The organism is Kitasatospora sp. NPDC050463, assembly GCF_040655255.1.
Classification (GTDB): Bacteria; Actinomycetota; Actinomycetes; order Streptomycetales; family Streptomycetaceae; genus Kitasatospora.
Window position 1 is genome coordinate 241,053 of sequence record NZ_JBFAJO010000001.1, and the last position, 24,349, is coordinate 265,401.

The window sequence follows — 24,349 nt, forward strand, 5'->3', positions numbered from 1 at the left end:
AGTAGAAGGTGATGACCCGGCCCTGCCGGTCCTGCTCCGCCTCGCGCTGGGCGGCGAGTTCGGCCGCGGTCGGCCCGCCGATGCGGAGGTTCCTGGTGCGGTGCTCGCTCATGCGAATCCTCCCCCGGGCGGCGTCCCGTCGTCCGGGCGGTCGCCTGAGTCGCTGGCTGGGTGGTCGTCGTGGCCGAAGGGAGCGGAGCCCGGTCCGTCCCGCCCGCCCCCCGGCCGGAAGGCGTCGCGCAGATTGGGCCGCGGTGGCGCCGGTTCGTCGGGCTCGGTCCTGGTCCGGCCCTCGAACGCGTACTTGGCCTTCATCGCGGCCCGCGGCAGCGCGTCGTCGAACTCCTCCAGACTGCCCAGCCCGGGTGTCCCGCCGGCGGCGCCGAGGAAGCTGGGCCGGGCCGACCGGTGGGTGATCCTCAGTATCTGGTCGCTGAGTTCGCCCATCTCCCGGTGCCGCTCGACGCAGTCCGGGTCGTCCAGGTTCCACGGCTCCAGGACGCTCACCCAGGTGGAGTCCGAGCGGTCGAAGCGCCGGACCAGCTCCCGCCGCCGTTCGTCCTGGAGCGCCCAGCGGTCCAGCAACAGCAGGCCGGGCGCACTGGGTTCGCCGCCCGCGATGATCGCCTCGGCCTCGTCGTCGAACTCGTGCACGGTGGCCTGGAACCCCAGCTGCCGGGCCAGGCGCACCGCGTGCTCGGCCAGTGGGCGGGCGGCCACGGGCCGGTAGGGGTGCCAGTCGGTGCGCTTGGTGCCGTAGTAGTCGGGGTTGCGGTCCGCCGGCAGCTCGCCCTGGTGGTAGGAGAGGACGGAGATCCGCAGCTGCTTGGTGGGCGCGGTGACGTCGAAGGCGCTGGGCTGGGCGTTGAAGTCCAGTGGGCGCCCGACCGGGATCACCGTCTCCTCGGCGACCTCGACGATCCGCCGGGCCAGCCGGTGCACGGCGAGCTCGTAGGCGGAGCGGAAGTAGCTGAGCTTCATCAGCGCGTACAGGCCCTCGGTGGCGTAGTCCGGCCCGAAACTGGTGTGGTTGAACTGGAGTTCGCTCGCCACCCGGGGCAGCTTGTAGCGGCTCATCGGCGCCCAGAGCACCGGCACGATCCCACTGGTCCGCTCCGAGTCGAGGTTCGCCGGGTACACCGGTCGCCGGGTGAAGGAGTGCCACTCCTGGCCGCACGGCACGCTGTTGAAGTAGCGCGGCGAGTACAGCGGCACGAAGACCCGGCAGGCGGCCAGCTCCTCGGAGAGCCGCTCGGCCCACAACTCCCCCTGGTGCATGGACTCGTCCATGAACCCGACCGGCACTCCCGCGGGCACGGTGGTGAGTTGGAGCACCGCCTCGCAGAGGTCCCGGTACAGCTGCCGCACCCAGTGGTTGGGGTCGCCCGCACCGCGCGCCCCCGCTCTCGGGGTGTGGGCGTAGCTGAGGAAGAAGTACGGCCGGGCGGCGTCCTCGTCCCAGCCATGGTCGTTCACACGCGCCTCCCCCTGGCTCGCCGGCAACGTCTTCACCGCGAGTCCCCGTACGCGGGGCTTCAGTGTAGGAACGACTGCGGCCCCAATGGAATAGCACAGCGGGTGGCACGGATTGACATGACCGAAACGAACGCCCTCGGGCCACCCGGCCCGCTACTCCGGCGGGGCCGTGCCGCGGCGCCGCAGCAGGACGGGGACGGCGAGGTCGACCGCCTCGCGCATCGGGATCAGTCGGCAGTCGGCGCCGCCGATGCGCGCCTCCACCACCCCGGTGGCCACCCGCAGGACTTCGTCGCCCAGCTCCTGGAAGTGCAGGTCGTCCAGGTGCGGGCCGTCGAAGTGGATCCAGCGACCGCCCTCGCCGTCCCTGACCACACACCCGTAGTGGCGCACCCGCCCGTCCGGCACCCGCAGGTCGGCCAGGTGGAACGCGGTGAACTTGGCCATCGGCACACCGATGGTCAGGACGCGTGCACCGATCTCGTACATCCGTCCGAGCGGGGACCGCTCGCCGAGGTGGCAGGTCAGTTCGTGCAGCTCGGTGATCTCCTCGGCGCGGGCGCCGACCGCCGCGAAGGAGGACTGCGGGTGGCTGCTGCGCAGCGCGCCCGGGTGGGTGCGGACCAGCTCGGAGAGCCGGCCCACGGTCGGCGAGGCCGGCGTCTCGTCCGGGTCGAACGGGGGCATGGCCGCCCGCCAGGCGCTGACCTGTTCGGGCGTCCAGCCCCGCATCATGGTGGTGACCAGCCGGGAGGTGGAGGAGTTCTCCGGGGTCGAGGTGTACGCCACCAGGGTGCCGCGGGGGCCGAGCACCTCCAGCAGTGCCGCGACGACCGTGTCGCCCCCGCCGGCGACCGGGCCGAGGGCGCGCAGCGAGGCCTGCACGAGCAGCACCTCACCCGGGCGCACGCCCAACTCGGAGAACCGGTCGACGAGCTGACTCCTGGTCATGGCGCTCGGCGACACGTCCTGCGCGGGCGGCGCGGCACGCTCGGTGGCGGTCGCGGCGCCCTTGGCGCGCGTGTGGGTGAGGATGGCGGTTCCCGAGGGTGCGTGGCTCCGCAGGGGGTCCGCGGAGCCGGGGTGGGGCGAGGGTACAGCGGAAACGACCGGGCGGGTGACCGGCTTCCGCCCGGCCTCCCGCGACGGGCCGTCGGACGGTCCGGGCGAGCGCCGGCGCTCGATCAGCCGGTCGAACGATTCGGCCGGCCGTACGGACGGCGGGTGCGGTGGGCGTGCGTGGTGGACGGCCGGTCAGCCGGCCCCCGCGGTCGACTGCCGCGCCCGGCGGGCCCGCCGGGCGCTCTCCTCGGCCGCCCCCGGCAGCGGGACCTCCAGCCAGGGTCGGACGCCCGCCCGCATACCGTCGGCGAAGCGCGCTCCGAGGGCGGTCAGCGAGCCCGAGCCGGCGAGCCGTTCGACCGCCTCGGCGGTGTACCCGCGCCAGAGGGCGAACTGCGCCCGGGCGTGGTCGGCGGCCTCGCCCGGCAGGCCGTCGTAGCGGCGGACCCGGGTACCCCAGAAGGCGGTCACCGCGAGATGGGCGTACGTGCCCTGGAGCAGGCCTTCCAACGGGCGCGGATCGGGCCGCCAGGGGGCGTGGTAGAGCGCGGTGTCGGCGGGGTCGTAGAGATCCACCAGGTCCAGCACCGCCCCCAGCTTGACGTGCTGGAACTCGTGCGCCAGCAGCAGCGCGAGGGTCGGCGCGGTGGCCGGGCGGGCGATCCCGACCGCCCCGAACGCCTGCCGGGCGGCGGCGCTGACGTCGCGTCCGGGCGGGCCCGGGCGCAGCGGAGTGACGGTGCTCAGACCCACCCGCAGGCCCTGCGCGTAGCCGGGCAGATCACGGTCGAGCAGCTCCGCCGCCTCCCGCAACGCCCCGGCCCAGGCCTGTAGTTCGGCATCGCCGAGGCGGTCCTCGACCGGCCACTGGTGGCTGTCGCGCTGCGGGTCGGTGTCCTCCAGCGCGACGGTCCAGCCCTCGGCGAGCCGGATCCGCCGGACGGGCTGCCAGCGCGGGTCCGTCCGGCCCTCGGCGGCGACGGTCACCGCCTCGCCGTCGGCCGTCCGCACGGTGAAGCCCTCGCGGGCACCGGTGACCAGCACCTCGCCGGTCCGCGCCGCGACGTCGAGCCGGCCGAGCGTCGGCAGGTGCAGGGCGCCGGCGCGGACCGGCACGGCCACGGTGTCGCCCCGCCCGGCCCGGACGGCCGCGGCGGCGGCCAGCTCGGCCAGCGGGCCGATGCCGGCGCCGGGGTCGCCGCCGAGCCGCCGGGCCGCCCAGGCCCGGGCGTACGGGTGGCCGAGCACGGCGTCCAGCGCGGCGGGAGCGGCGGAGTCGAGGTCGGCGAGCAGCTCCCAGGCGGCCGAGGTGCGCAGGCCGGAGGCGCCCCGGACGGCGGCCAGCATGGCCCGGGTGAGCGCGAGTTGGGAGCGGACGAGGGACCGGACGGTGTCCGCGCCGCCGTGTCCGCGGGCCAGCTCGTCGAGCTGCGGGTGGGTGAGGCCGGCGGGCACGGCCGGCTCACCGGCCTGCGCGGGTACGACGTGCGTGGTCGCGCCGGGCCCGGGCGCCTGCTCGCCGCGGTCGGCGATGCCGTTGATGAGCGTCATGAGATCCCCGCAGTAGACGGAGGGGTTGTCGAAACCACCATCGGCCCGGTAGCGGTGGGCGTACAGACCGCCTCCGCAGGAGCGGACGACGGGACAGGCGCGGCAGGTGGCGCTCAGGCCTGCCAGACCGGACTGCCGGGCGGCGATGCCGGGGTGCCGGGCGACCTCGTCCAGGCTGTGGGTGAAGACGTCGAGACCGGTGGCGGGCGCGCCGTCGTACGCGGTCTTCAGGCTGTCGGCCTGTTCGAAGCTGCCGTCGGTCTCCAGCACCACCAGGGCGGCCGGTTCCAGGCCGAGCGACTCGGTGAGACTGGAGAGCCCGTGCAGCGTGCGGTGCACCGAGTCGAAGGTGCGGACGGCGAACGGCCGGCCGGCCGCCTCCCAGCGGTCGTAGACGGCCAGCAGCCAGGAGGCGTAGGGGTTCGGCCCCCGGTCGGCGGGGCGCTTCGGCGGCTGCTCCCAGGTGGCGTGCGGGAGCAGGAAGTCGACTGCCGGGGGGTCGAGTTCGGCCAGCGCGTCGTGGACGGCGACCGGATCGTTGTCGACGTCGACGGTGCAGAGCAGACCGGCGTAGAGGTGGCGGTACTCGGGCCGGCGGAGCAGGCCCACCGCCCGCAGCACCTGCGGGTGGCTGCTGCGGCCGTCGGCGAACCGCCGGTGCCGGTCGTTGGCCGCTCGGTCGCCGTCCAGCGAGATGCCGACCTTGATCCGCACCTCGTCGAAGAGATCGCAGAAGGCGGGGTCGAGCAGCACCCCGTTGGTGTGGATCCGCAGGTCGAGCGCGCAGCCGGGCGGGAGCGCCGCCCGGAACTCCTCGGCCGCGCGGCGCAGTCGTTCCGGGCCGGCCAGCAGGGGTTCTCCCCCGTGCAGGACGACCCGGACGACGGCCAGACCGTGGGCGGCGGCGTGCTCGCCGATCCGCTCGGCGGCCCTGGCCAGGACCTCGTCGCCGATGACCTTGGGCCGGGCGCGCCAACTGGTGTCGGCGTGCTCGTAGACGTAGCAGTGGTCACAGGCGAGATCGCACCGGCTGTGGACCTTCACAACGAACTGCGTGATCGGAAGCAGGGACCGCGTCATGGTCAGTCGTTTTCAGCCGGAGCCGATGCTCGATCGGCTGGTCAGATGGAGGAGTTGAAGGCCGCGACCGGCACCAGACCGGTATCGGAGCCGGGCAGGGCGCGCCGGAGCTGCGCGGCCAGCTCGTCGGCCCCGAGCGAGGCCAGATCGGCCAGGGTCGGCCGGGAAGCCTGGTGATGAACCGTCAGATCCTGGTTGGGCTTGATGTCCAGTGCGGATGTCATGTTCGATTCTCTTCCACGATGGGGGTTAGAGAGAGCAGACGCCGGGTATATCCCGAGGCCTCTTCGACCAAATGTAGTGGCAGCGCGGGGGCAACACCGTACTGCCGCACAAGCCTCCGCGCCCTCTACCCCGCCATCCAGCGAAGTCTCGCCGAAAGTTCACCCACTCGGCGGTCGCGTAGCGGCACCTGCACGGCGCACCGCCCCCCGGCGGCGGCCCGCGGACTCACCCCGGTCGCCTCTCGATACCGCTCTCCAGCCGCCGCCCGGCCCTGCTCGCCGCCGTGACCGGACGGGTCTCGCCCATCGCCTCCCGGGCCCGCGCGACCCCGGGGCCCCGGCGGGTGGCCCGTTCGGTCGGGTCGCTCACGGGCAGAGCCGCTCCACCTGCCAGCCCGTCGGCGCCGACGGGTCGGCGAGGAAGCAGAGCCGGTCGTGCAGCCGGTTCTCGCGGCCCTGCCAGAACTCGACGTTCTCCGGGACCACCCGGTACCCGCCCCAGAACGGCGGCACCGGCACCCCCTCACCCTCCGGATAGCGGCGCTCCAGCTCCGCGTACCGCTGCTCCAGCACCTCCCGGCTGCCGACCGGGCTGGACTGTTCGCTGGCCCAGGCGCCGAGCTGGGAGCCGTGCGGGCGGGTGCGGAAGTAGGCGGCGGTCTCGTCCCGTCCGACCTTCTCCACCCGGCCCCGCACGATCACCTGGCGGGCCAGCGCGATCCACGGGAAGAGCAGCGCCGCGTGCGGGTTGGCGGCCAGTTCGGTGCCCTTGCGGGAGCCGTAGTTGGTGAAGAACACGAAGCCGCGCCGGTCGAAGCCCTTCAGCAGGACCGTCCGCGAGCTGGGCCGCCCCTCGGCGTCGGCCGTGGAGAGCACCATCGCGTTCGGCTCCACCACCCCGGCGTCGTCCGCCTCGTGGAACCAGCGGGTGAACTGGGCGATCGGGTCGGCGGCGAGCCGATCCTCGACCAGACCCTCGTGGGCGTAGTGCTTGCGCATCACGGTGAGGTCCGGCCCGGGCCGGGCCTCCTCGGCCAGGATCCGGGTGGCGGGGCTCGGGGGCGTCGACTGGGCGCGTTCCGGGGTCTGCACGTCAACATCATCCCGTACGACAAGCAACCGGCGCCGCTACCTCCGGACAAACCCCGGTGGGAGATAAGGTGTCTCGCCACCGCTCGGCCGTCCGAGCTACGGGCAATTGTCCGGAAACCGGTGGTTGATTCCGGAGATTTGCCGGGCGCGACCGGCCTTCAGGTGAAGGTCGGGCGGTCCTGCGGGAAACATCACCGCTGTGGTGTATGGCGCAATGCACCCCGTGCCTGGCACGCTGGCACCGAGTGCCAACCACCATTCGGTCACTGGCGGGCCCCCACCACGGCGGACCGCCGATCACAGAGCTGAAGGAGCCGTCGCATGTCCGACTTCGTACCCGGGCTTGAGGGAGTCGTCGCTTTCGAGAGCGAGATCGCCGAACCCGACCGTGAAGGCGGCGCCCTGCGGTACCGCGGAGTCGACATCGACGACCTGGTCGGCCACGTCTCCTTCGGCCACGTCTGGGGCCTGCTGGTGGACGGCAAGTTCAACCCGGGCCTGCCGGCCGCCGAGCCCTTTCCGATCCCGGTCCACTCCGGCGACATCCGGGTGGACGTGCAGTCCGCCCTCGCCATGCTCGCCCCGGTCTGGGGCCTGAAGCCGCTGCTCGACATCTCCGCCGAGCAGGCCCGCGACGACCTCGCCCGCGCGGCCGTGATGGCCCTCTCCTACGTGGCGCAGTCCGCCCGCGGCCAGGGCCTGCCGATGGTCCCGCAGAGCGAGATCGACAAGGCCGAGACGGTCGTCGAGCGCTTCATGATCCGCTGGCGCGGCGAGCCGGACCCGAAGCACGTCAAGGCCATCGACGCCTACTGGACGTCCGCCGCCGAGCACGGGATGAACGCCTCCACCTTCACCGCCCGCGTCATCGCCTCCACCGGCGCCGACGTGGCGGCCGCGCTCTCCGGCGCGGTCGGCGCGATGTCCGGCCCGCTGCACGGCGGCGCGCCGTCCCGGGTGCTCGGCATGATCGAGGAGATCGAGCGCACCGGCGACGCCACGACCTGGGTGAAGAACGCGCTGGACAAGGGCGAGCGCCTGATGGGCTTCGGCCACCGCGTCTACCGCGCCGAGGACCCGCGCGCCCGCGTGCTGCGCCGCACCGCCAAGGAGCTCGGCGCGCCGCGCTTCGAGGTCGCCGAGGCGCTGGAGAAGGCCGCGCTGGAGGAGCTGCACAACCGCCGCCCCGACCGCGTGCTGGCCACCAACGTCGAGTTCTGGGCGGCCATCATGCTGGACTTCGCCGAGGTCCCGGCGCACATGTTCACCTCGATGTTCACCTGTGCGCGCACCGCCGGCTGGTCGGCGCACATCCTGGAGCAGAAGCGCACGGGCCGGCTCGTCCGCCCCGCCGCGCGCTACATCGGCCCCGCCCCGCGCAGCCCGCGCGACATCGAGGGCTACGAGGCCATCGCGCACTGAGAAACCCCTGGTGAGCAGCGGGTCCGACGCTCCGTCGGGCCCGCTGTTTCCGCAGCTCGCAGCGGTGGAGATCGCATCTCAGCGGGCGGACCGCCGTACCACTTCGGTGATCGCGGCCGGTAGGCTGCCGCCCGTGGCTCAGATCCAGATCCCCGCTGACATCAAGCCCGCAGACGGCCGTTTCGGCTGCGGCCCGTCCAAGGTGCGCCCCGAGGCCCTGAGTGCCCTCGCCGCCACCGAGACCTCCCTGCTCGGCACCTCGCACCGCCAGGCCCCGGTGAAGAACCTGGTCAAGCGCGTGCGTGAGGGCGTGAGCAGCCTCTTCTCCCTCCCCGAGGGATACGAGGTGGTCCTCGGCAACGGCGGCTCCACCGCCTTCTGGGACATCGCGGCCTTCGGCCTGGTGCGGGAGAAGTCCCAGCACCTCGACTTCGGTGAGTTCTCCTCCAAGTTCGCCTCCTCGGTCAAGGCGGCCCCCTGGCTGGGCGAGCCGACCGTGATCAAGACCGCCCCGGGCACCCACCCGCTGCCGGTCGCCGAGGCGGGCGTGGACGCCTACGCGCTCACCCACAACGAGACCTCCACCGGTGTCGCGATGCCGATCGGACGCCCGGCCGGCGCCGACCAGGGCTCGCTGGTCCTGGTGGACGCCACGTCGGGCGCCGGCGGCCTGCCGGTCGACATCACCGAGACCGACGTCTACTACTTCGCGCCGCAGAAGTCCTTCGCCGCCGAGGGCGGCCTCTGGCTGGCGACGTTCTCCCCGGCCGCCCTGGAGCGCGCCGCCGAGATCGCCGGCTCCGGCCGCTACATCCCGCCGTTCTTCGACCTGCCGACGGCCATCGACAACTCGTCGAAGGACCAGACGTACAACACCCCGTCGATCGCCACCCTGTTCCTGCTGGCCGACCAGCTGGAGTGGCTGAACGGCAACGGCGGGCTGGACTGGGCGGTCGCCCGTACGGCCGACTCGTCGTCCCGGCTGTACGGCTGGGCCGAGAAGTCGTCGTTCGCCAACCCGTTCGTGGCGAACCCGGCCGAGCGCTCGCAGGTGGTCGGCACGATCGACTTCGACGACGCGGTGGACGCCGCCGCCGTCGCCAAGGCACTGCGTGCCAACGGCATCGTCGACACCGAGCCGTACCGCAAGCTCGGCCGCAACCAGCTGCGCGTCGCGATGTTCCCGGCCATCGAGCCGGCGGACGTCGAGGCGCTCACCGCCTGCATCGACTACGTGGTCGAGCAGCTCTGAGCTTCGCCGCGGTCGGCGCGGCCCCGAGCGGGCCGGCACACGCGTGAGGGCCACCGCCTGCGGGCGGTGGCCCTTCCGCCTGTCGCGCTACTTGTCGACGAGCGAGCTGATCAGCACCACCACCAGCAGCAGCAGCAGGGCGCCGGTCACGATACGCATGCGAGTCTTGGGATCCACGGTCATCGAGCGTACCTCCGGCCCGCCGCCGGTCAGACGCCGAGGTTCGATCCGCCGCTGGCGTCCAGGTTCTGCCCGGTGATCCAGCGGGCGTCCTCGGAGGTCAGGAAGGCCACCAGGTCCGCCACGTCGGCCGCCTCCCCGACCCGGTCGAAGACCGAGTAGGCGGCCGCCCTGGCCCGCGCCTGCGGGTCGGCCAGCCAGGGGTTGATGTCGGTGGCGACGACGCCCGGCAGCACCGCGTTGACGGTGATCCCGCGCGGGCCGAGCTCCTGGGCGAGCGTCAGCGTGAGGGTGTTCAGCGCCCCCTTGGTCATCGCGTACGAGACGGCCGTCGGGAACGCGACCCGGGTGACCCCGGACGAGACGTTGACGATCCGGCCGCCGTCCCGCAGCCGGCCCAGGCCGTGCTGGACGACGAAGAACGGGGCCTTGGCGTTCACCGCGAAGACCCGGTCGAAGTCCACCTCGGCCACCTCGTGGATCCGCCCGTACTGACCGATCCCCGCGTTGTTCACCAGGATGTCCAGACCCTCGCCGCCACCGTGTGCGGCCAGGCCCTCGTCGAAGGCCGCCCAGAGTGCCTGGGCGTCGCCGGGCACCCCCAGCTCGGCGCCGACCGCGAAGGCCCGCCCGCCGGCCGCCTCGATCGCCTCGACGACCTGCCCCGCCGCGGCCGCGTCGCGGCCGTAGTGGACGGCGACCAGCGCACCGTCCCGCCCCAGCCGCTCGGCGATGCCCCGCCCGATCCCCCGGCTGCCGCCCGTCACCAGTGCCGTCCTGCCCGCAAGCGCGCCCATGGCCACGCCCCCTCATTTCTGTAGCGGTCGCTAATGAAAGGAACCGTACCAGAGCTTCTGTAGTGGTCGATATAGAATGACCGGCATGGACGCCACTCCAGCCGCCGGCACGCCGCCCCTCCCCGGCCGGGGCACCCGCACCCCGCCGCGCGGACGCCCCCGCTCCTTCGACCGCGAGGCCGCCCTGGAGCAGGCCCTCCGGCTGTTCTGGGAGCGCGGCTGGGAGGCGACCTCCGTCGCCGACCTCACCGCCGCCATGGGCATCCGCCCGCCGAGCCTGTACGCGGCCTTCGGCGACAAGCGGGCACTCTTCGAGGAGGTCGTCGCCCGCTACCGGGAGAGCCACGGCGCGTACGCGACCCGCGCGCTGGCCGAGGAGCCCACCGCCCGGGCGGGCATCGCCCGGATGCTGCGCGAGGCCGCCGCCGAGGCCACCGACCCGGACCACCCCTGGGGCTGCCTGCTGATCAGCTCGACGGTCAACTGCACGTCCCCCGAGGTCGAACAGGCGGTCCGGGCGATCCGCACCGCCAACGTCCGCGCGCTGGAGTCACTGATCCGGGCGGACGTCGCGGCCGGTCACGAGCCGGCCGAGGCCGACCCGGCGGCACTGGCGCAGTTCACCGCCACCGTGCTGCAGGGAATGTCCCAGCGGGCCCGCGACGGCGCCGGGCGGGCCGAACTGGAGCGGGTCGCCACCGACGCCATGCGGGTCTGGCCCTGACCGCCACCGCCACCGCCACGGCGGGGGCCGGCCCCGCCGGGCCTCAGCTCCAGCGGGCCAGCGGCCAGCAGCGGACCGTCTCGTAGTGCGCGATGCCACCGTCCGGCTCGCTCTTCATCAGGTGCAGTTCGGCGGCCTCCCACTCCGGCCCGCGGTACTCGCCCAGCGCCAGCGCCAGGGAGTCCAGCTCGGCCGCCGCCATCCGCTGCACCGCCCGCCGGTGCCCCCGGGAGGACCCGGCCCGGGCCAGGGTCAGATGCGGGTGGAAGGTGAACGCGTCCACCTCGCCGACCACGTCCGCGGTGGCCTCGTTCACGGCCTCGGCGAGCCGCCGCAGCGCCCACGCCTGGCCCTCCACACCGGCCCAGAGCACCCGGTCGCCGAACCGCCCGGCACCCGCGATCCTCAGCCGGTGCACGGCGTGCACCTGGGCCACCGCCGCCAGGGCGGCCTCCAGCTCCGGCAGCCGCTCCACCGGCACCTCGCCGAGGAAGGCCAGGGTCAGGTGCCAGCCCTCGACGGACGTCCAGCGCAGCCGGTCCGCCCCCGGCAGCCCGCGCACCGGAGCGACCGCGTCGACGAGCCCCTGCAACGCCTCGACCGGCGGCAACACCGCCACAAAGAGCCTCATGGAATCATCTTCCCCCGCCACACGGTTTGGGCTAGAACCTTTTCCATGAAGATCCGTACCGGTGGACCCACCGACACCGCCGACATCCTCTCGCTGCTCGACGGCGCGGTGGCCTGGCTCGCCGCCCGGGGCCGGGCGGACCAGTGGGGCGACCAGCCCTGGAGCAGCATCCCGGCCCTGATCGAGCGCATCGACGGTTACACCGCCGAACCGTTCCTGATCCGGCTCGCACTGGACGACGAGGGTCGCACCATCGGCTGCTGCGTGGTCTCCGAGCAGGCCAACGCCTATGCCACGCCCGTCGACGAGCGCGAGCTGTACATCCGCAACCTGGTCACCGACCGCTCGCTGAAGGGCTCCGGCATCGGCGCCGCGCTGGTCGCCGACGCCCTGGACGAGGCCCGCCGGCGCGGCATCGGCCTGGTCCGGGTGGACTGCTACGCGAGCGAGGACCGCCGCCTGGTCGGCCAGTACCGGGCGCTCGGGTTCACCGAGACCGATTCCTTCGAGTCCGAGTACAAGGGCAGGCCCTGGCGGGGCCAGATCCTGGAGATCCGGCTCTGACCCCGCCCCCGGGCGCACCACGCGGTGCGTCCGGGGCCGACGATCCGTCAGCAGGCGGCGGCCAGCTCCGACTTGACGGGCGTCACGGTGCGCGGCACGAAGGCCACCACCCGGCCGCCGCGGCCCGGGTGCAGATCGACCCGGACCCGCAGGTCCGCACTGCGGGCCAGCACCAGGCCGATCGTCCCGGCCGCCAGCGCCGAGACCAACCCGCAGGCCAGCAGCCCGAGTCGGGGCCCGTACGAGGCCGTCACCCAGCCCACGACCGGCGCGCCGATCGGCGTGCCGCCGGTGAACACCAGTACCAGCAGGCCCATCACCCGGCCCCGCATCGCGGGGTCGGTGGCCAGCTGGAGCATCGAGTTGACCGAGGTGTTGAAGCTCAGCCCGAAGACCCCGATCAGGGTCAGCAACAGCGCGAAGGACCAGTAGTCGGGCGCGAAGGCGGCCAGCACCTCCAGCGCGCCGAAGGCCAGCGCGGCGACGACCAGCCGGCGCAGCCTGGGGGCGCCGCGACGGGCCGCGAGCAGCGCGCCGGCCAGCGAACCGACCGCCATGGCGGTGTTCAGCAGGCCGTACTGCCCGGCGCCCACCTTGAAGGTGTCGTGGGCGAAACCGGAGAGCAGCGTCGGGAAGTTGAACCCGAAGGTGCCGATGAAGCCGGCCAGCACCATCGGCCAGAGCAGCTCGGGGCGCTCCTTGACGTACCGCAGTCCCTCCCTCAACTGCCCCTTCTCACGGGCGATCGGCGCGGTCGGGCGCAGTTCGCTCGGGCGCATGGCGAGCAGCCCGCCGATCACGGCGGCGAAGGAGAGCGCGTTCACCGCGAAGGCCCAGCCGCTGCCGACCGCGGCGATCAGCAGACCCGCGACGGCGGGGCCGACCAGCCGGGCGGTCTGGAAGTTGGCGGCGTTCAGGCTGACCGCGTTGGCGAGGTCCTTGGGGCCGACCATCTCGGAGACGAAGGCCTGCCGGGTGGGGTTGTCCACCACCGTGACGAGGCCGAGGAGCAGCGCGAACGCGTACACGTAGTACGGCGTCACCACGCCGCCGACGGTCAGCACGGCCAGGCCCGCGGCGAGCAGGCCCATCGCACCCTGGGTGTAGATCAGCAGCCGGCGCTTGGGCATCCGGTCGGCGAGCACGCCGCCGAAGAGGCCGAGCAGCAGCATCGGCAGGAACTGCATGGCGGTGGTGATGCCGACCGCGAGCGGGCTGCCGGTGAGGCTGAGGACCAGCCAGTCCTGGGCGATCCGCTGCATCCAGGTACCGGTGTTGGAGACCACCTGGCCGGCGAAGTAGTAGCGGTAGTTGCGGACGCGCAGCGAGGAGAACATCCCTCCGGGCCGGGTGAAGCGGGCTCCGGTCGGGGATTCCTGAGCGGCGGGGGTGACCGCCGCGGTGCGTTCGTCGGGGTCGTCGTCGCCGTTGCCCGGCAGCCCCGTCGGGGCGGGTGCCTGGGCGTCGGCGGCCGCGGCGGTGGCCGCGGCGGGTTCGGTGGTCGGGTCGTCGGTGCGGATGGCGGCGCTGGCTGCGGCCGGCGGTGTCACGGTGCTCTCCCCTCGCGACGCGACGACCCGTCGGGGGGCCGTCGCGTTCCTGGTGTCGGTGGTCGGTGCTGCGGTGATGCGGTTCTCCTTCGTCCTCCGGCGGCTGACCGGAACGGCTGGGCCCAGAGCGTGTCTTACAGGTGTGCGAGCTTGTAGAGCACCGGCGCGGCCGCCCGCAGGGCGGCCCACTCCTCCTCGTCGAGACCCTCGGCGAGTTCGGCGAGCCAGACGTTGCGCCGGCGGCGGCTCTCCGCGAGGATCACCTCCGCCTGCTCGGTACTGCTGACGACCACCTGCCGGCGGTCCTCCGGGTGCGGCTCCCGCCGCACCAGGCCCTTCTCCTCCAGCATCGCGACGATCCTGGTCATCGAGGGCGGCTGTACGTGCTCCTTGCGGGCGAGCTCACCCGGCGTGGCCTTCCCGCAGCGTGCGAGGGTGCCCAGCACCCCCATCTCGGTAGGGCTGAGCGACTCCTCGACCCGCTGGTGACGCAGGCGACGGGAGAGGCGCATGGTGGACGACCGCAGCTGATTGACGGCTGCGAGGTCCTGCTCGGACATCTCGGGCATGTCCTTAGTCTATGTCATTACTCTCGCTAAGGAAAATTGCTTTCCGCTCCCGCCCGGAGCCCGACGGCCGGCGCGCCGCGCCCGTACGTCCGGGGCCGGGTGTCCACCGCCGCGAGGCCGTCCGGCATCCCCAGCACCAGCAGCGTCCCGGCCAGGGCCAGCGACCAGACCTCCGAGCCCGTCCGCAGGTCCAGCACCCCGCCGGTGCCGAGGTCGCGCACCCGGACCAGCCCGTCGGACCAGGCCGCGGCCACCACCGGGCCGGCCGCCGTCGCCCCGGCGGCCACCGCCGTCACCGGGCAGCCGTGCCGGTCGGACGGCTCGGGCATCGGCGCCGAGCGCGGACCCCAGAGCCGGACCGCACCGTCGAAACCGCCGCTCACCAGCAGCGGGATCTCCGGATCGGACAGCGGGCCGCCCCCCAGCGCGGCGCCGGCCAGCGCGGTGACCGGGCCGTGGTGCAGCCGCTCGGTCACCACCCTGCCGTCCTGGTACCAGTGCACGGCTCCGGCCGCGTCGCCGAAGGCCGGCGCGGAGTCGGCCAGCCCGCCGATCGCCGCGACCGCGCTCAGGCCGCCGCCCGGGCCACCGGCCGCCGCGCGGACCGCGTCCAGCGCTGCCATCAGCCCGTACGCGTCCAGCCCGGGCCGCGGCTCGGCCGGGACCACCAGCTCCGCCCGCCCCCAGGCGTCGAGCAGCACCACGGAGCCGCCTGCCGTCATCGCCAGCCCCCGCAGCGGGCGCGGGGACGGCACCACCACGGCCCCGGCGCGGCGGCCGGTGGCGGCGTCGAAGGTCCGCACCGCGCCGGTCGGATCGGCCACCAGCACCTGTGCCAGGTACGGCCCCGTCCCCGCGGTGATCGCGACGGACGGGCCCGGCCAGTCCCGGTCGGCGCCCTCCCAGCGCGCCCAGCGCCCGGACCAGGGCGCGGGCAGCTGCGCGAGGACGGCCGCGGCGGCGGTGTCCGTGCCCAGCAGCCTGGTCCGCAGCACGGCGGCCCGGACGGCCGGATCGGGCTCCTCGATCACGGCCGGACCGGCGGCACGCCAGGCCCGGCCGAGCGCGTCGTCCCGCCGCTCGACGGCCGCCGTCACCGGAACGGGGCGGGCCAGCGCGTAGAGCAGCGGGTCGGCGGCCAGCGGGCCGGGGTCGCCACCGGCCGCGGCGGCCGTCCAGAGCGCGGACAGCACCTCCTCCCCGGCGGACCGCAGGTCGGCGCCGGCCGGGAGCGCGGGCGGCGCCGGCACCGGCGGGACGGCCGGTGCCCCGAGGGCCGGCCCGGGCAGCGGGTAGGCGGCCGCGTCGGCACCCCGGGCCGCCGCCCACCCCGCGAACCGCGCCCGGTCCGTCCACTGCGGATCGCCGAGGTCCAGCACCGCCGGCGCGGGCACCGCGGTGAACGCCCCGGCCGCCGCGCCCCCGGTGGTCGCCTCGATCACCAGTCGCACGCCGGGCAGCCGGAGCAGCGGGTCGAGCAGTCCAGCCACCAGGCCGGCCGGGTCCTCGGCCGCGTCCAGCCCGGGGACGCCGATCAGGGTCGGCCGACCGTCCGCGGCGATCGCCTCGACCAGCGGGCCCGGAGCGTGCGCGACCAGGTCGAGCTGGCGTCCCAGCGACCAGACGGCCGTCCGGACGGTGGCCCCGGCGGCGGGCAGCACGGCGTGGATCCGCCGCTCGCCCGGCACCGCCTCCGCGGTGCAGCCGCGGACCAGCCAGGCCAGCAGGTGCGACTTGCCGGCCCCGGGCGGCCCCGCCACCCGGCACAGCCGCGGCGCCCGCACGTCGTCCAGCCAGCCGAGCAGTGCCAGTCCGGCCGCCCTGCGCCCCGCCCCCAGCGGCGGCATCCGTCGCCCGTCCCGCACCATTCCCCTGCTTCCCTCTCCCGCGTTCCCGCCGTGCCCGGACCGGTCCTGTCCGGGCTCGGCCCTGCTCATGAACGGCCCTGCCCAGAAACGGCCCTGCTCGGACTCAGCCCTGCTCGGACTCAGCCCTGCTCGGACTCAGCCCTGCTCGGACTCAGCCCTGCCGCTCGGCCAGGCTGATCATCAATGCCTTGACCCCGATCTCGCGGGACTCGGCCGTCTCCCCGTACTCGTAGCTGTGCGTGAACTCCGCCTGCGGGAACTCCCGCGCCATCCAGCGCGCGCAGTAGTGCCCGGGCATCATGCAGGGCTCCAGCTCGCAGTGCACCCGGACCACCTGTTCGGCCTCGACGCCGTCCGCCCGGAGACGGTGCCACAGCACTTCCTCCGGGTGCAGCAGCCCGGGGCCGCCCACCTGCGTGACGATCCGCCGCCCGCCCTGGTCGTCGGCCACCTCGAAGGCCGCCGACGAGTCGACGTTCAGGGGGCGCCGCAGGTCGTCCAGCACCCGGGGCCACCAGCCCTCGCGGTCCTCGAACGCCGCGGAGTCGACCGCCAGCAGCCCTTGGCGCAACTCGCGGTAGGCGGCGAAGGCCTCCTCCGGCCGGTCCGTCGCGGCGACCGCCGGCAGCAGCCGGTCGAGCAGCATCAGCCCGGCCGCGAACTCTGCCACGCCGGAGCTGACCCGCAGGTCGACGGGCTCCTGGCCCGGCAGCAACGCCCGCACCGACCGGTCCGGCGCGAAGTACAGCTCGGCCCCGCCGTCCGTGCCGATCCGCAGCTGCCCCGCGGCCGGTCCCGCGTCCAGCCCGGCCGCGGCCGCGTACTCGCCCACCGAGAGCGGGTCCGCCTCCTCGGCCGCCCGGAAGTACGGGCCCACCTGGAGCGGCAGACCCGGGTGCCGCAACGGCCCCGCGGGCGCGATCGGGAGCGCCCGCAGGCCCTGCGGCCCGAAGTGCGCCAGCAGCGCCGCCGTCAGCTCGTCGTCGTCCCTGTCCGCGTTCACGTCCTGACCGGCCCTCTCACAGCATGGGGTAGGAGTCGAGGAACGACGTCCAGAACTCGCTCTTGAACGGCAGCGAGTCCCACCGCTCCATCCCCTCGCGGACGAGCTCCTCCACCTCGGCCCAGTCGTTGGGGTCCGGGCGCTCGTCCGGCCCCGGCCGCTCCACCTCGAACTTGTAGACGAGGTAGCCCAGCGAGGAGACGTCCCCGTGGATCAGCTCGTACTCGATCTCGGCATCCGGGTCGGAGGCCCAGATCGTGCCGTCGCCGAGGTGCACGAAGACGACCGCCTGGTAGAGCATTCCCAGCGGCTGCAGCCTTCCGTGCGGGGCGTCGACCGGCTCGGCACCCGGCCAGGTCGCGAAGGCCCGCTCCGGGCTGGCCGGATCCCGGTCCGCGAACTCCTCCAGGATCCGGAAGAGCCCGTTGGAGTGCGGGATCCCGACCTCCGTCACGAAGCGCGCGCCGTCGCCGTCCGGCCAGATCCGGGCCGCCACCTCGGGCCGGAACCTCAGCAGGTCACCGGGCTCGGCCCGTTCGACGACCACGGGCCAGTCAATCTGTACCAGCACCAGTCATCCATCCTTCGTACTCGCCCGTCACAGGCCCTTGTGCTTCTTCGCGGGGTGCTTCGCGTTGGAGGCCGCCTTGTCCTGCTGCCCCTGCGCGTCGAAGTCCTTCGTGCCCATCGTGCCATCATGCTTGCCCGCGAAGTGGTCCTCCTCGAGCTGGTCCAGATAGGCCTTGTGACCCCAGTCGCGGTCCTTCGTGGCGACCTTGTTGTCGTAGTCGACGCCGTGGGTGACCTTCAGGTCGGGATTCTCCGACTCGAAGTGCCGGGCCAGCCAGCGCTCGCAGTTCGGACCGGCCTGACAGGGCGCCCGTTCGGTGTAGAGATCGCTGACGTTGCCTTCCTTGCCGCCCAGCAGCGGCTTGCCGATCGACCGTTCCGAGTGGCTCCGGACGTAGTCGCTCCGACCGACCAGGATGAACTCGCCGTGCTCGTCGCGGTACCTGAGCGAGGCGTAGTTCTTGCCGCCGTAGTTGCCCTCGGCACGCCGGGCCTCCTCCACGGCCCGGGACAGCTCCGTCGGGCTGTCGATCTTCTTGCTGACGACCTTCTCGTCCTGCTTGGGGTTGCCGTCGTCGTCCTTGTCGGACTTCTTGTACTTCTTCGCGTTGTACGTCGACTTCAGGTCGTCCGGGGAAGCGTCCTTGACCTTGTCCGAGTTCCCGTCCAGCAGCGTCTTGAGGGACTTGTCGCTCCCGTCCAGGTCGACCAGCTTGCCGTCCTTGATCTCCTGGACCCGGCCGTCGTCGTGGATGAAGTACTTCCGGGGCGGCGTCTTCGGGCCGTCGCCCCCGCTGCCGCTGCCCGCCTTGGGCGGCGGCGCGGCCTTCTCCTTGCCCTTCTCGTTGAAGCCGTGGGCGGTGCTGGAGTCGTTGTCCTTGTGGTGCTTGGCGGTCTTGGCCAGGTTGTCGCCGGCCTGCTTGTACATCTTCTTGACGGCCTTGCCGGTGTCTTCGGCCAGGGCCTTGCCCACCTGCTTGGCGCTCTTCTGCAGCGCCTTGACGATCGGATCGGTCACTCGAAGCTCAGCCCCGCCACTCGGGCGCCGAAGAGCTGCGCGTGCTGGGCGACCTTGTCCGCCTGGTCGTGCAGGGCCCGGGCGTGCGTCTCCACGACCGCGGGGTCGATCTTGAACTGGGTGCCCGCCGAACCGCCGCCGCCGCTCAGCGCGGCCTCGGCCGCCTCGAACACCAACCCGGCCACCGCCCCCGAGACGATCTCCACCAGCGGGGTGATCGCCGCCTCGATCACCTCGGAGATGATGTGGTCCTCCAACTGGTGTGCCAGGTAGGACATCAGCTTGCGCCCGGCCTGCTGGATCGCGATCACCCCGGCCTCCGCCAGGCCGAGGGTCGCCACGGCGGCGGCCTGGGCCGCGACGAAGGAGGCGGCCAGCACGATGAGTTCGGCGAGCGCCTCCATCTTCATGGCGATGATCACGTCCGCGGCGACATCCAGCGCCTTCGCCACCACGTGGGCCGCCTGGACGACCTCGTTGAAGTGCTTGTCGGACATCAGCGCCCACTTGGCGATCAGCGCCTCGTACGACGCGCCCTCGTACGCCCCGCCGAGCTGATGGACCGTCGCGGTCGAGTCCGCGTGCAGGTCTTCGAGTCCCTTCGCGAACTCCTTCACGTGCTGCCCGAATTCGCGGACCTTGTCCTCGTTGACCGAGGGCCAGTGAATACCGATGAAGTCGAGGAGCGTCGCCACCTCGCTGGGCAGCTCGATCGCCATCAGGTCCCCCTATGAACACCAATCCGTCGATATGGGAGAAACTTTATCCAATGAACCATCAGACGCCGCCCTCCGGAACGTGCCGATTCTGTACCGAACCGCACTGATCCGGACGGATCCGCTCCACCTCCTGCCGACCGGCCGACCGGTCCCGCCCCCGGGAGCGGACCCCACCCCGGTCCGGGCCACTGGCCGTGCCCTCCGTGACTCCCGGTGCGATGCTGGACCTGGGGCCCGACCCACGCGAGCCCCCGATGCCAGGCCACCCCCGACGGAAGGGCCGACCAGCACCACCCCTCAGCGAAAGGGCCGACCAGAAATGACCGACGTCGCCGCCGAGCAGGCCGAGCAGAACGACACCGGCTTCGCCCGCCTCGCCATGGTCACCATCGACTGCGCCGACCCGGTCGCGCTGGCCGCCTTCTACGGCGAACTGCTCGGGTGGGAGACCAGGCACGTGGACGAGCGTTTCGCCATCCTGGACAACCCCGAGGGCGGCAGTCCGCTCGGGTTCGGGCGGGTCACGGGATACCGGCCGGAGCCGTGGACCGAGCCCGACGGCGGCAAGCACTTCCACCTGGACTTCTACGTCGACGACCTGGAGGAGGCCACCGCCCGGGCGCTCGCGCTCGGCGCCACCGAGCCGCAGTACCAGCACGGCCGCACGCTCAAGGTGCTGATCGACCCGGCCGGCCACCCGTTCGGCCTAGCTCCCCTGGAGTGACGGCACACTGCGGCGGGGCCCGGTCGCGTCGGGCCCCGCAGCCGGTCGCGGCACGGTGACACGGCGGGCCCGGACCGCATGCGCAGGCGGGGTGTGCATGCGCGGGCAGCGTCAGGGCTTGGTGGCGAGATCTTGCCGGTGACGTGAAGAGCACCTCTGACCTGCGGTTTCACCAAATGACCGAACATTGTGCGACTCGCCGATAGTGGTTACTGTCGCCCGTTGTCAGGGGCACCACACGCCAGGTCTCCCCCGGGCAGGACCACGACGCCGCGCGTACCGCGTCCCGGCACTGCCGCCACCCATGACCGGCCGCTCCCGGCCGACGAGTCCGCCCGATCTCCTGGCGTCAGTCCTCCCCCAAACCCGTCCAGGGAGTTCCTCGTGGGTGAGATCCACCATGCCGACCTCGGCTGGGTGACGCCGGCGGTCTCGTACTTCGTCGCCTGTCTGGGCGCCTTCGTGGCGCTGCGCAGCGCCCGTTGGGCGCTGGTCTCGTCAGGCCGCACCCGGACCTACTGGCTGCTGTTCGCGTCGACGTCGCTCGGCGCGGGCATCTGGTCGATGCACTTCATCGCGATGCTCGGCTTCTCCGTCACCGGGGCCGAGATCACCTACCGCCCGGGGCTGACCGTGCTCAGCCTGCTCGTCGCGATCGCGGTGGTCGGCATCGGCATCTTCATCGTCGGCTACAGCCGGCACCGCCGCACCGCACTGCTCGCGGGCGGGCTGACCACCGGGCTCGGGGTGGCGGCGATGCACTACCTCGGCATGGCCGCGATGGTCCTGCCCGGCCACATCGGCTACGACCGCACCACCGTGGCCCTCTCGGTCGGCATCGCGATCTTCGCGGCGACGGCCGCGCTCTGGGCCGCGCTCAACATCAAGGGCACCGTCGCCGTGCTGGCCGCGGCCCCGGTGATGGGCGTCGCGGTGTGCGCCATGCACTACACCGGGATGGCGGCGGTCTCCGTCCGGCTCGACGCCTCGCAGGGCACCCAGGGCGGCGTGATGGCGCTCCAGTTCATCTTCCCGCTGGTGGTCGGGCTGGGCTGCTACATCTTCTTCGGCTCACTGGCGTTCGCGGTCTCGCCGAGCCGCAGCACCCTCAACGCGCAACCGGTCCTGATCGGCCGGGCCGCCCCGCTCGCCCCGCGCGGGCGCTGAACGCCGCATCCGACGGGGGCCGAACGCACCGCCGGCGGGGGCGGCGCACCTGGCGCGACGCCCCCGCCGGACCGCGCTTCACTCCGGGTGGCCGAGCAGCCCCGTCAGGTGCTCCGGCGTGGCCACCGGGCAGACCTTGTGCACGAAGTCACGCCGCAGCCCGTGGTACGGCTCGCCGTCCCGGTAGAAGTTGCGGTGCATCCGCCGCAGCTCCTGCGTCCGGTGGTCGGCCAGCGGCCGGGTCTCCTCGTCCTCGGCCCGGCGGCGCTTCTTCTCCACCAGCCGGCCGGTCAGCTCCGGCGAGCCCGCCAGCCGGTCCGCCTCCCGCTCCACCCAGCGGCGGAACTCGGCCGCGCTGCCGCCCGAGGTCCGGTCCACCAGGCCCAGCCGCGCGGCCCGGGCCGCGCCCACCGGCAGGGTCTGCGTGGTCAGCAGCTCGGCCTGTTCGGCGCCGACCCGCCGGGGCAGCGTGTACGTCCAGTACTCGGAGCCGTAGAGGCCCATCAGCCGGTAGTGCGGGTTGAGCACCGCCGACTCGCGGCACCAGACCTCGTCGGCGGCGATCGCCAGCATCAGCCCGCCGGCCGCCGCGTTCCCGGCCAGGGCCGAGACGGTGAGCTTGTCGGTGGTGGTCAGGATCGCCTCGACCAGGTCGTCCATCGCGTTGATGTTCTCCCAGGACTCCAGCGCCGGGAACGACGCCCCCTCGATCACGTTGAGGTGGATGCCGTTGGAGAAGAAGTCCCGGGGCGCGCCCAGCACCAGCACCGAGGTCGGCCGGTCCGCCGCCTCCCGGTAGGCGGCCAGCAGACGGCGGCACTGCTCGGTGCTCATCGCCCCGCCGGCGAAGGCGAACTCGAGGAAGCCGACGGCGTCCCGCTCGTGGTAGCGGATCTCCGCCCAGGTGTCCCGCCCGGCCGCCGAGGCCGGGGTGACCGGCACCTCGCGGACCCGGTGGAGGTGGTCGGCGAGCACGGTCGCGGCCGGCAGTTTGAAGGTGGCCGGCCCACCGGGGGTCCGGCGCGGGCGCAGCTGCGGGATCCAGACCGCGCCGTCCACGGTGGCCCGGCAGATCGCGCCGTCCCGCTTGGCGATCACCGCACCGGGCCGGGTGCCGCGCAGCTCGTCCTCGGGGTGGCCGCCGTGCAGGAAGTACTCGCGCCCGTACAGCTCGTCGAGCACGCCCGGCTGCGAGTCGCCCGCGCGCAGCTTGCGCAGCACGGTGGCGGTGTCGTCGGCGGACCAGTCGATCCGGCGGGCCTCCTGCTTGAGGAAGGGCCGCAGCTGTCCGCGGACGTCCGGCCGGTCGTAGTCGAGCGGTTCGGGGGTGAACAGCCCGCCCTCGAAGCGGCTGACCGCCAGCAGCACCGCCTCCACGGCGGCGTCCGCGACCTCGCCCCGGTAGAGCTCGCTCTTGCCGCAGGCCCGCACCGGGAAGTCGACGGACGCCCAGATGTCCCCGGCGTCCATCTCCGCCACCGCCTGCAGGACGGTCACGCCCCACCGCTCGGCGCCCTCGGTGATCGCCCAGTCGAGCGACGAGGGGCCCCGGTCGCCCTTGGGGCCGGGGTGGACGATCAGGACGGTCCTGGTCGACCAGACGTCCTCCGGGATCGCCCTGGTCAGCATCGGGCAGATGATCAGCTCGGGGTCGGTGCGGGCCACCGCGGCCCGGACCGGCTCGTCACCGAGCGCGAGCTGCACGGCCACCTCGTGGCCGCGCTCGCGGAGCTCGGTGTGGACGCGCTGGGTCAGGCTGTTGAACGCGGTGGCGATCAGAAGAACGCGCAAGGGGGGCCTCCGGGCAGTGACTGACGTCGTGCGCGGAGGCGATGAAACCAGGGCATGGACACGTAACGATTACGAACGGGCCCTCCCGGGCCGACCCTCACCCACCTTGCACACCTGTGCACCCGGCAGTGCGCGGGCTTCGCCCGATCTCCCCACGACCTCCCGATTTCCCCCGTGACGCGGCCCGGACGGCGGGCGCTGGACACCGCGCCGGTTCACCACCCGGGCCGGTCACCACCGGTCACCACCGGTCCTCACCGGCCCTCACCCGTCTCCTCACCGGCCCTCACCCGTCCTCACCGGGGGAACGCCCGCCGGGCCCGCCAGGTGGTGTGCTCGCGCGAGACCGCGTCCTCCGCCTCGGCCGCCAGCCGGGCCCAACGCGCCTCGGCGTCCGGGGTCTTCAGGTCGAGGTCGGAGAGCTGGTTGCCGACGTTCTCCAGCTCGCGCGCGGCCAGCTGGTACGCGGCGGCCAGCGGGCGCAGCTGCTTCAGCTGGGTCCAGGCGATCACCGCGGCGGCCGCCGCCGAACTGGCACCGAAGACGTGCACCGGCAGCGCACCGACCGCCTGCGCGATCGCCGCCGCCGCACCGATGATGATCAGCGCGGCGATCCCCAGCCCCCAGGAGACCGCCTGCGACTCGCACGATTCGGCCCGCGAGCGGTACCAGGTGCGCTGCCCCTCCACCCGGGTGCGCAGGTAGAGCGTCCGGCGCGCGACCAGGGTCTCGGCCCGTACCCGGCGCATCTCCGGGGTGATCTCCGGCACGGTGCCCGGCGGCACGATCTCCGGGTCCTCGAAGGCGTGCAGCACGTCCTCCAGCTGGAGGAGGTAACCGCGGTCCACCTCCGCCGACTCCGCCTCGCCGTCGAACGGCCGGGCCCGCATCGAGTACTTCCAGGCGAGCGTCTTGACGGACTCGGCCGCCGCCCGCGCCTCGTACCACCGCCCCTGCGGGTTGCTGCGGCGCAGCCGTGACCAGAAGTAGCCGGCCACCAGGAAGGCCACCACCGAGAAGAGCGGTGTGATGTCGCTGTCCCCCCGGTGCTCCGGCCCCGGCAGCGAGCCGACCACCGCGGCGATCACCAGCATCCCGATCAGCCCCCGGTACCAGCGCAGCGTCTCGCGCTGACCGTCCAGCGAGGCCTGGTCAGCCGTCCGGAACAGCTCCGGCAGCAGCTTCGCCTCGTCTCCCCCGGGCGGATCCTGTTGCACCATCGGTAGAGCCCCCTCCCCGTCTCCCGTCCAGGCAGTATGCCCACCACCAACTGCACTACACAGACCCATTTTTGACAGATTCTTCACGTCGGTGA

The 24,349-nt window shown here is 73.3% G+C and carries 23 protein-coding genes; 6 read left to right on the forward strand and 17 right to left on the reverse strand.

Annotation, left to right across the window (positions count from 1 at the left end):
* Positions 1–108 precede the first annotated feature (108 nt).
* From AB0J08_RS01030 to pdxH, 6 genes are all read right to left on the reverse strand, one after another.
* On the reverse strand, positions 109–1,476 hold the full coding sequence (locus AB0J08_RS01030; RefSeq protein ID WP_360624732.1) for a TIR-like protein FxsC: 1,368 nt from the start codon (positions 1,474–1,476) through the stop codon (positions 109–111).
* A gap of 153 nt (positions 1,477–1,629) precedes the next feature.
* Positions 1,630–2,427: an AAC(3) family N-acetyltransferase gene (locus tag AB0J08_RS01035; RefSeq protein WP_360624735.1), complete on the reverse strand. Its 798-nt coding sequence runs from the start codon at positions 2,425–2,427 to the stop codon at positions 1,630–1,632.
* 303 nt (positions 2,428–2,730) lie between these two features.
* Positions 2,731–5,169 carry an FxsB family cyclophane-forming radical SAM/SPASM peptide maturase gene (locus tag AB0J08_RS01040; protein ID WP_360624738.1) on the reverse strand — a complete coding sequence of 813 codons (2,439 nt, stop codon included), beginning with the start codon at positions 5,167–5,169 and terminating at the stop codon, positions 2,731–2,733.
* Between the two features lie 41 nt (positions 5,170–5,210).
* Entirely contained in the window at positions 5,211–5,393 is a 183-nt protein-coding gene (locus tag AB0J08_RS01045) for a hypothetical protein (RefSeq protein WP_360624741.1), read from the reverse strand.
* Between the two features lie 226 nt (positions 5,394–5,619).
* Positions 5,620–5,763, reverse strand: coding sequence for a hypothetical protein (locus AB0J08_RS01050; RefSeq protein ID WP_360624744.1), 144 nt, complete (start codon positions 5,761–5,763; stop codon positions 5,620–5,622).
* Entirely contained in the window at positions 5,760–6,392 is a 633-nt protein-coding gene (pdxH, locus tag AB0J08_RS01055) for a pyridoxamine 5'-phosphate oxidase (protein WP_360625168.1), read from the reverse strand. Before pdxH ends, AB0J08_RS01050 begins: the two co-directional genes overlap by 4 nt.
* A 414-nt stretch (positions 6,393–6,806) precedes the next feature.
* Between pdxH and AB0J08_RS01060 the strand changes: the two genes are divergently transcribed.
* Both AB0J08_RS01060 and serC read left to right on the forward strand, forming a co-directional pair.
* The gene (locus AB0J08_RS01060; RefSeq protein ID WP_360624747.1) at positions 6,807–7,907 is read left to right on the forward strand and encodes a citrate synthase 2; all 1,101 of its coding nucleotides are present in this window, start codon (positions 6,807–6,809) and stop codon (positions 7,905–7,907) included.
* Between the two features lie 133 nt (positions 7,908–8,040).
* Entirely contained in the window at positions 8,041–9,159 is a 1,119-nt protein-coding gene (gene serC / locus AB0J08_RS01065) for a phosphoserine transaminase (RefSeq protein ID WP_360624750.1), read from the forward strand.
* Between the two features lie 209 nt (positions 9,160–9,368).
* On the opposite strand, the gene AB0J08_RS01070 is transcribed toward serC, so the two are convergent.
* Positions 9,369–10,136: an SDR family oxidoreductase gene (locus AB0J08_RS01070; protein WP_360624753.1), complete on the reverse strand. Its 768-nt coding sequence runs from the start codon at positions 10,134–10,136 to the stop codon at positions 9,369–9,371.
* An 85-nt stretch (positions 10,137–10,221) separates the two neighbouring features.
* Here AB0J08_RS01070 and AB0J08_RS01075 point away from each other — a divergent pair, with 85 nt between their 5' ends.
* Positions 10,222–10,860: a TetR/AcrR family transcriptional regulator gene (locus tag AB0J08_RS01075; protein ID WP_360624756.1), complete on the forward strand. Its 639-nt coding sequence runs from the start codon at positions 10,222–10,224 to the stop codon at positions 10,858–10,860.
* Positions 10,861–10,903: 43 nt separating this feature from the next.
* Here the strand turns inward: AB0J08_RS01075 and thpR are convergent, their stop codons facing one another.
* Complete coding sequence (gene thpR / locus AB0J08_RS01080) at positions 10,904–11,491, reverse strand: RNA 2',3'-cyclic phosphodiesterase (RefSeq protein ID WP_360624759.1); 588 nt, start codon at positions 11,489–11,491, stop codon at positions 10,904–10,906.
* A 45-nt stretch (positions 11,492–11,536) separates the two neighbouring features.
* Between thpR and AB0J08_RS01085 the strand changes: the two genes are divergently transcribed.
* Positions 11,537–12,055: a GNAT family N-acetyltransferase gene (locus AB0J08_RS01085; RefSeq protein WP_360624762.1), complete on the forward strand. Its 519-nt coding sequence runs from the start codon at positions 11,537–11,539 to the stop codon at positions 12,053–12,055.
* Between the two features lie 47 nt (positions 12,056–12,102).
* Here the strand turns inward: AB0J08_RS01085 and AB0J08_RS01090 are convergent, their stop codons facing one another.
* The 7 genes from AB0J08_RS01090 to AB0J08_RS01120 form a co-directional block, all read right to left on the reverse strand.
* Positions 12,103–13,392, reverse strand: coding sequence for an MFS transporter (locus AB0J08_RS01090; protein WP_360625171.1), 1,290 nt, complete (start codon positions 13,390–13,392; stop codon positions 12,103–12,105).
* 347 nt (positions 13,393–13,739) lie between these two features.
* Positions 13,740–14,174 (reverse strand): MarR family transcriptional regulator, encoded by a 435-nt coding sequence (locus AB0J08_RS01095; RefSeq protein ID WP_360624765.1) that lies wholly within the window; start codon positions 14,172–14,174, stop codon positions 13,740–13,742.
* A gap of 26 nt (positions 14,175–14,200) precedes the next feature.
* Positions 14,201–16,042, reverse strand: coding sequence for a hypothetical protein (locus tag AB0J08_RS01100; protein WP_360624768.1), 1,842 nt, complete (start codon positions 16,040–16,042; stop codon positions 14,201–14,203).
* A 151-nt stretch (positions 16,043–16,193) separates the two neighbouring features.
* On the reverse strand, positions 16,194–17,045 hold the full coding sequence (locus AB0J08_RS01105; protein WP_360624771.1) for a nucleic acid/nucleotide deaminase domain-containing protein: 852 nt from the start codon (positions 17,043–17,045) through the stop codon (positions 16,194–16,196).
* Positions 17,046–17,061: 16 nt separating this feature from the next.
* A complete protein-coding gene (locus AB0J08_RS01110; RefSeq protein WP_360624774.1) occupies positions 17,062–17,616 on the reverse strand; it encodes an SUKH-4 family immunity protein in 555 nt (184 codons plus the stop codon).
* A gap of 27 nt (positions 17,617–17,643) precedes the next feature.
* The gene (locus AB0J08_RS01115) at positions 17,644–18,633 is read right to left on the reverse strand and encodes a nucleic acid/nucleotide deaminase domain-containing protein (RefSeq protein ID WP_360624777.1); all 990 of its coding nucleotides are present in this window, start codon (positions 18,631–18,633) and stop codon (positions 17,644–17,646) included.
* Positions 18,630–19,352, reverse strand: a complete 723-nt coding sequence (locus AB0J08_RS01120; protein ID WP_360624780.1) for a WXG100 family type VII secretion target — start codon at positions 19,350–19,352, stop codon at positions 18,630–18,632. Before AB0J08_RS01120 ends, AB0J08_RS01115 begins: the two co-directional genes overlap by 4 nt.
* Before the next feature lie 319 nt (positions 19,353–19,671).
* Between AB0J08_RS01120 and AB0J08_RS01125 the strand changes: the two genes are divergently transcribed.
* Together AB0J08_RS01125 and AB0J08_RS01130 are read left to right on the forward strand one after the other, a co-directional pair.
* Positions 19,672–20,076 carry a VOC family protein gene (locus AB0J08_RS01125; RefSeq protein ID WP_360624783.1) on the forward strand — a complete coding sequence of 135 codons (405 nt, stop codon included), beginning with the start codon at positions 19,672–19,674 and terminating at the stop codon, positions 20,074–20,076.
* A 384-nt stretch (positions 20,077–20,460) separates the two neighbouring features.
* Positions 20,461–21,243, forward strand: a complete 783-nt coding sequence (locus tag AB0J08_RS01130) for an MHYT domain-containing protein (protein ID WP_360624786.1) — start codon at positions 20,461–20,463, stop codon at positions 21,241–21,243.
* Between the two features lie 78 nt (positions 21,244–21,321).
* Here AB0J08_RS01130 and AB0J08_RS01135 read toward each other — a convergent pair whose 3' ends face one another.
* Both AB0J08_RS01135 and AB0J08_RS01140 read right to left on the reverse strand, forming a co-directional pair.
* Positions 21,322–23,034 (reverse strand): hydrogenase maturation protein, encoded by a 1,713-nt coding sequence (locus tag AB0J08_RS01135; protein ID WP_360624789.1) that lies wholly within the window; start codon positions 23,032–23,034, stop codon positions 21,322–21,324.
* Positions 23,035–23,330: 296 nt separating this feature from the next.
* A complete protein-coding gene (locus AB0J08_RS01140) occupies positions 23,331–24,254 on the reverse strand; it encodes a DUF4231 domain-containing protein (RefSeq protein WP_360624793.1) in 924 nt (307 codons plus the stop codon).
* Between the last annotated feature and the right edge of the window lie 95 nt (positions 24,255–24,349).

Excerpts from the sequence above, each read along its gene's own strand:
- AB0J08_RS01035 (WP_360624735.1), bottom strand. The coding sequence starts at position 2,427 with ATGACCAGGAGTCAGCTCGTCGACCGGTTCTCCGAGTTGGGCGTGCGC.
- AB0J08_RS01040 (WP_360624738.1), bottom strand. The coding sequence starts at position 5,169 with ATGACGCGGTCCCTGCTTCCGATCACGCAGTTCGTTGTGAAGGTCCAC.
- AB0J08_RS01045 (WP_360624741.1), bottom strand. The coding sequence starts at position 5,393 with ATGACATCCGCACTGGACATCAAGCCCAACCAGGATCTGACGGTTCAT.
- pdxH (WP_360625168.1), bottom strand. The coding sequence starts at position 6,392 with ATGCGCAAGCACTACGCCCACGAGGGTCTGGTCGAGGATCGGCTCGCC.
- AB0J08_RS01060 (WP_360624747.1), top strand. The coding sequence starts at position 6,807 with ATGTCCGACTTCGTACCCGGGCTTGAGGGAGTCGTCGCTTTCGAGAGC.
- AB0J08_RS01070 (WP_360624753.1), bottom strand. The coding sequence starts at position 10,136 with ATGGGCGCGCTTGCGGGCAGGACGGCACTGGTGACGGGCGGCAGCCGG.
- AB0J08_RS01075 (WP_360624756.1), top strand. The coding sequence starts at position 10,222 with ATGGACGCCACTCCAGCCGCCGGCACGCCGCCCCTCCCCGGCCGGGGC.
- thpR (WP_360624759.1), bottom strand. The coding sequence starts at position 11,491 with ATGAGGCTCTTTGTGGCGGTGTTGCCGCCGGTCGAGGCGTTGCAGGGG.
- AB0J08_RS01085 (WP_360624762.1), top strand. The coding sequence starts at position 11,537 with ATGAAGATCCGTACCGGTGGACCCACCGACACCGCCGACATCCTCTCG.
- AB0J08_RS01090 (WP_360625171.1), bottom strand. The coding sequence starts at position 13,392 with ATGTTCTCCTCGCTGCGCGTCCGCAACTACCGCTACTACTTCGCCGGC.
- AB0J08_RS01095 (WP_360624765.1), bottom strand. The coding sequence starts at position 14,174 with ATGCCCGAGATGTCCGAGCAGGACCTCGCAGCCGTCAATCAGCTGCGG.
- AB0J08_RS01100 (WP_360624768.1), bottom strand. The coding sequence starts at position 16,042 with ATGGTGCGGGACGGGCGACGGATGCCGCCGCTGGGGGCGGGGCGCAGG.
- AB0J08_RS01120 (WP_360624780.1), bottom strand. The coding sequence starts at position 19,352 with ATGGCGATCGAGCTGCCCAGCGAGGTGGCGACGCTCCTCGACTTCATC.
- AB0J08_RS01125 (WP_360624783.1), top strand. The coding sequence starts at position 19,672 with ATGACCGACGTCGCCGCCGAGCAGGCCGAGCAGAACGACACCGGCTTC.
- AB0J08_RS01140 (WP_360624793.1), bottom strand. The coding sequence starts at position 24,254 with ATGGTGCAACAGGATCCGCCCGGGGGAGACGAGGCGAAGCTGCTGCCG.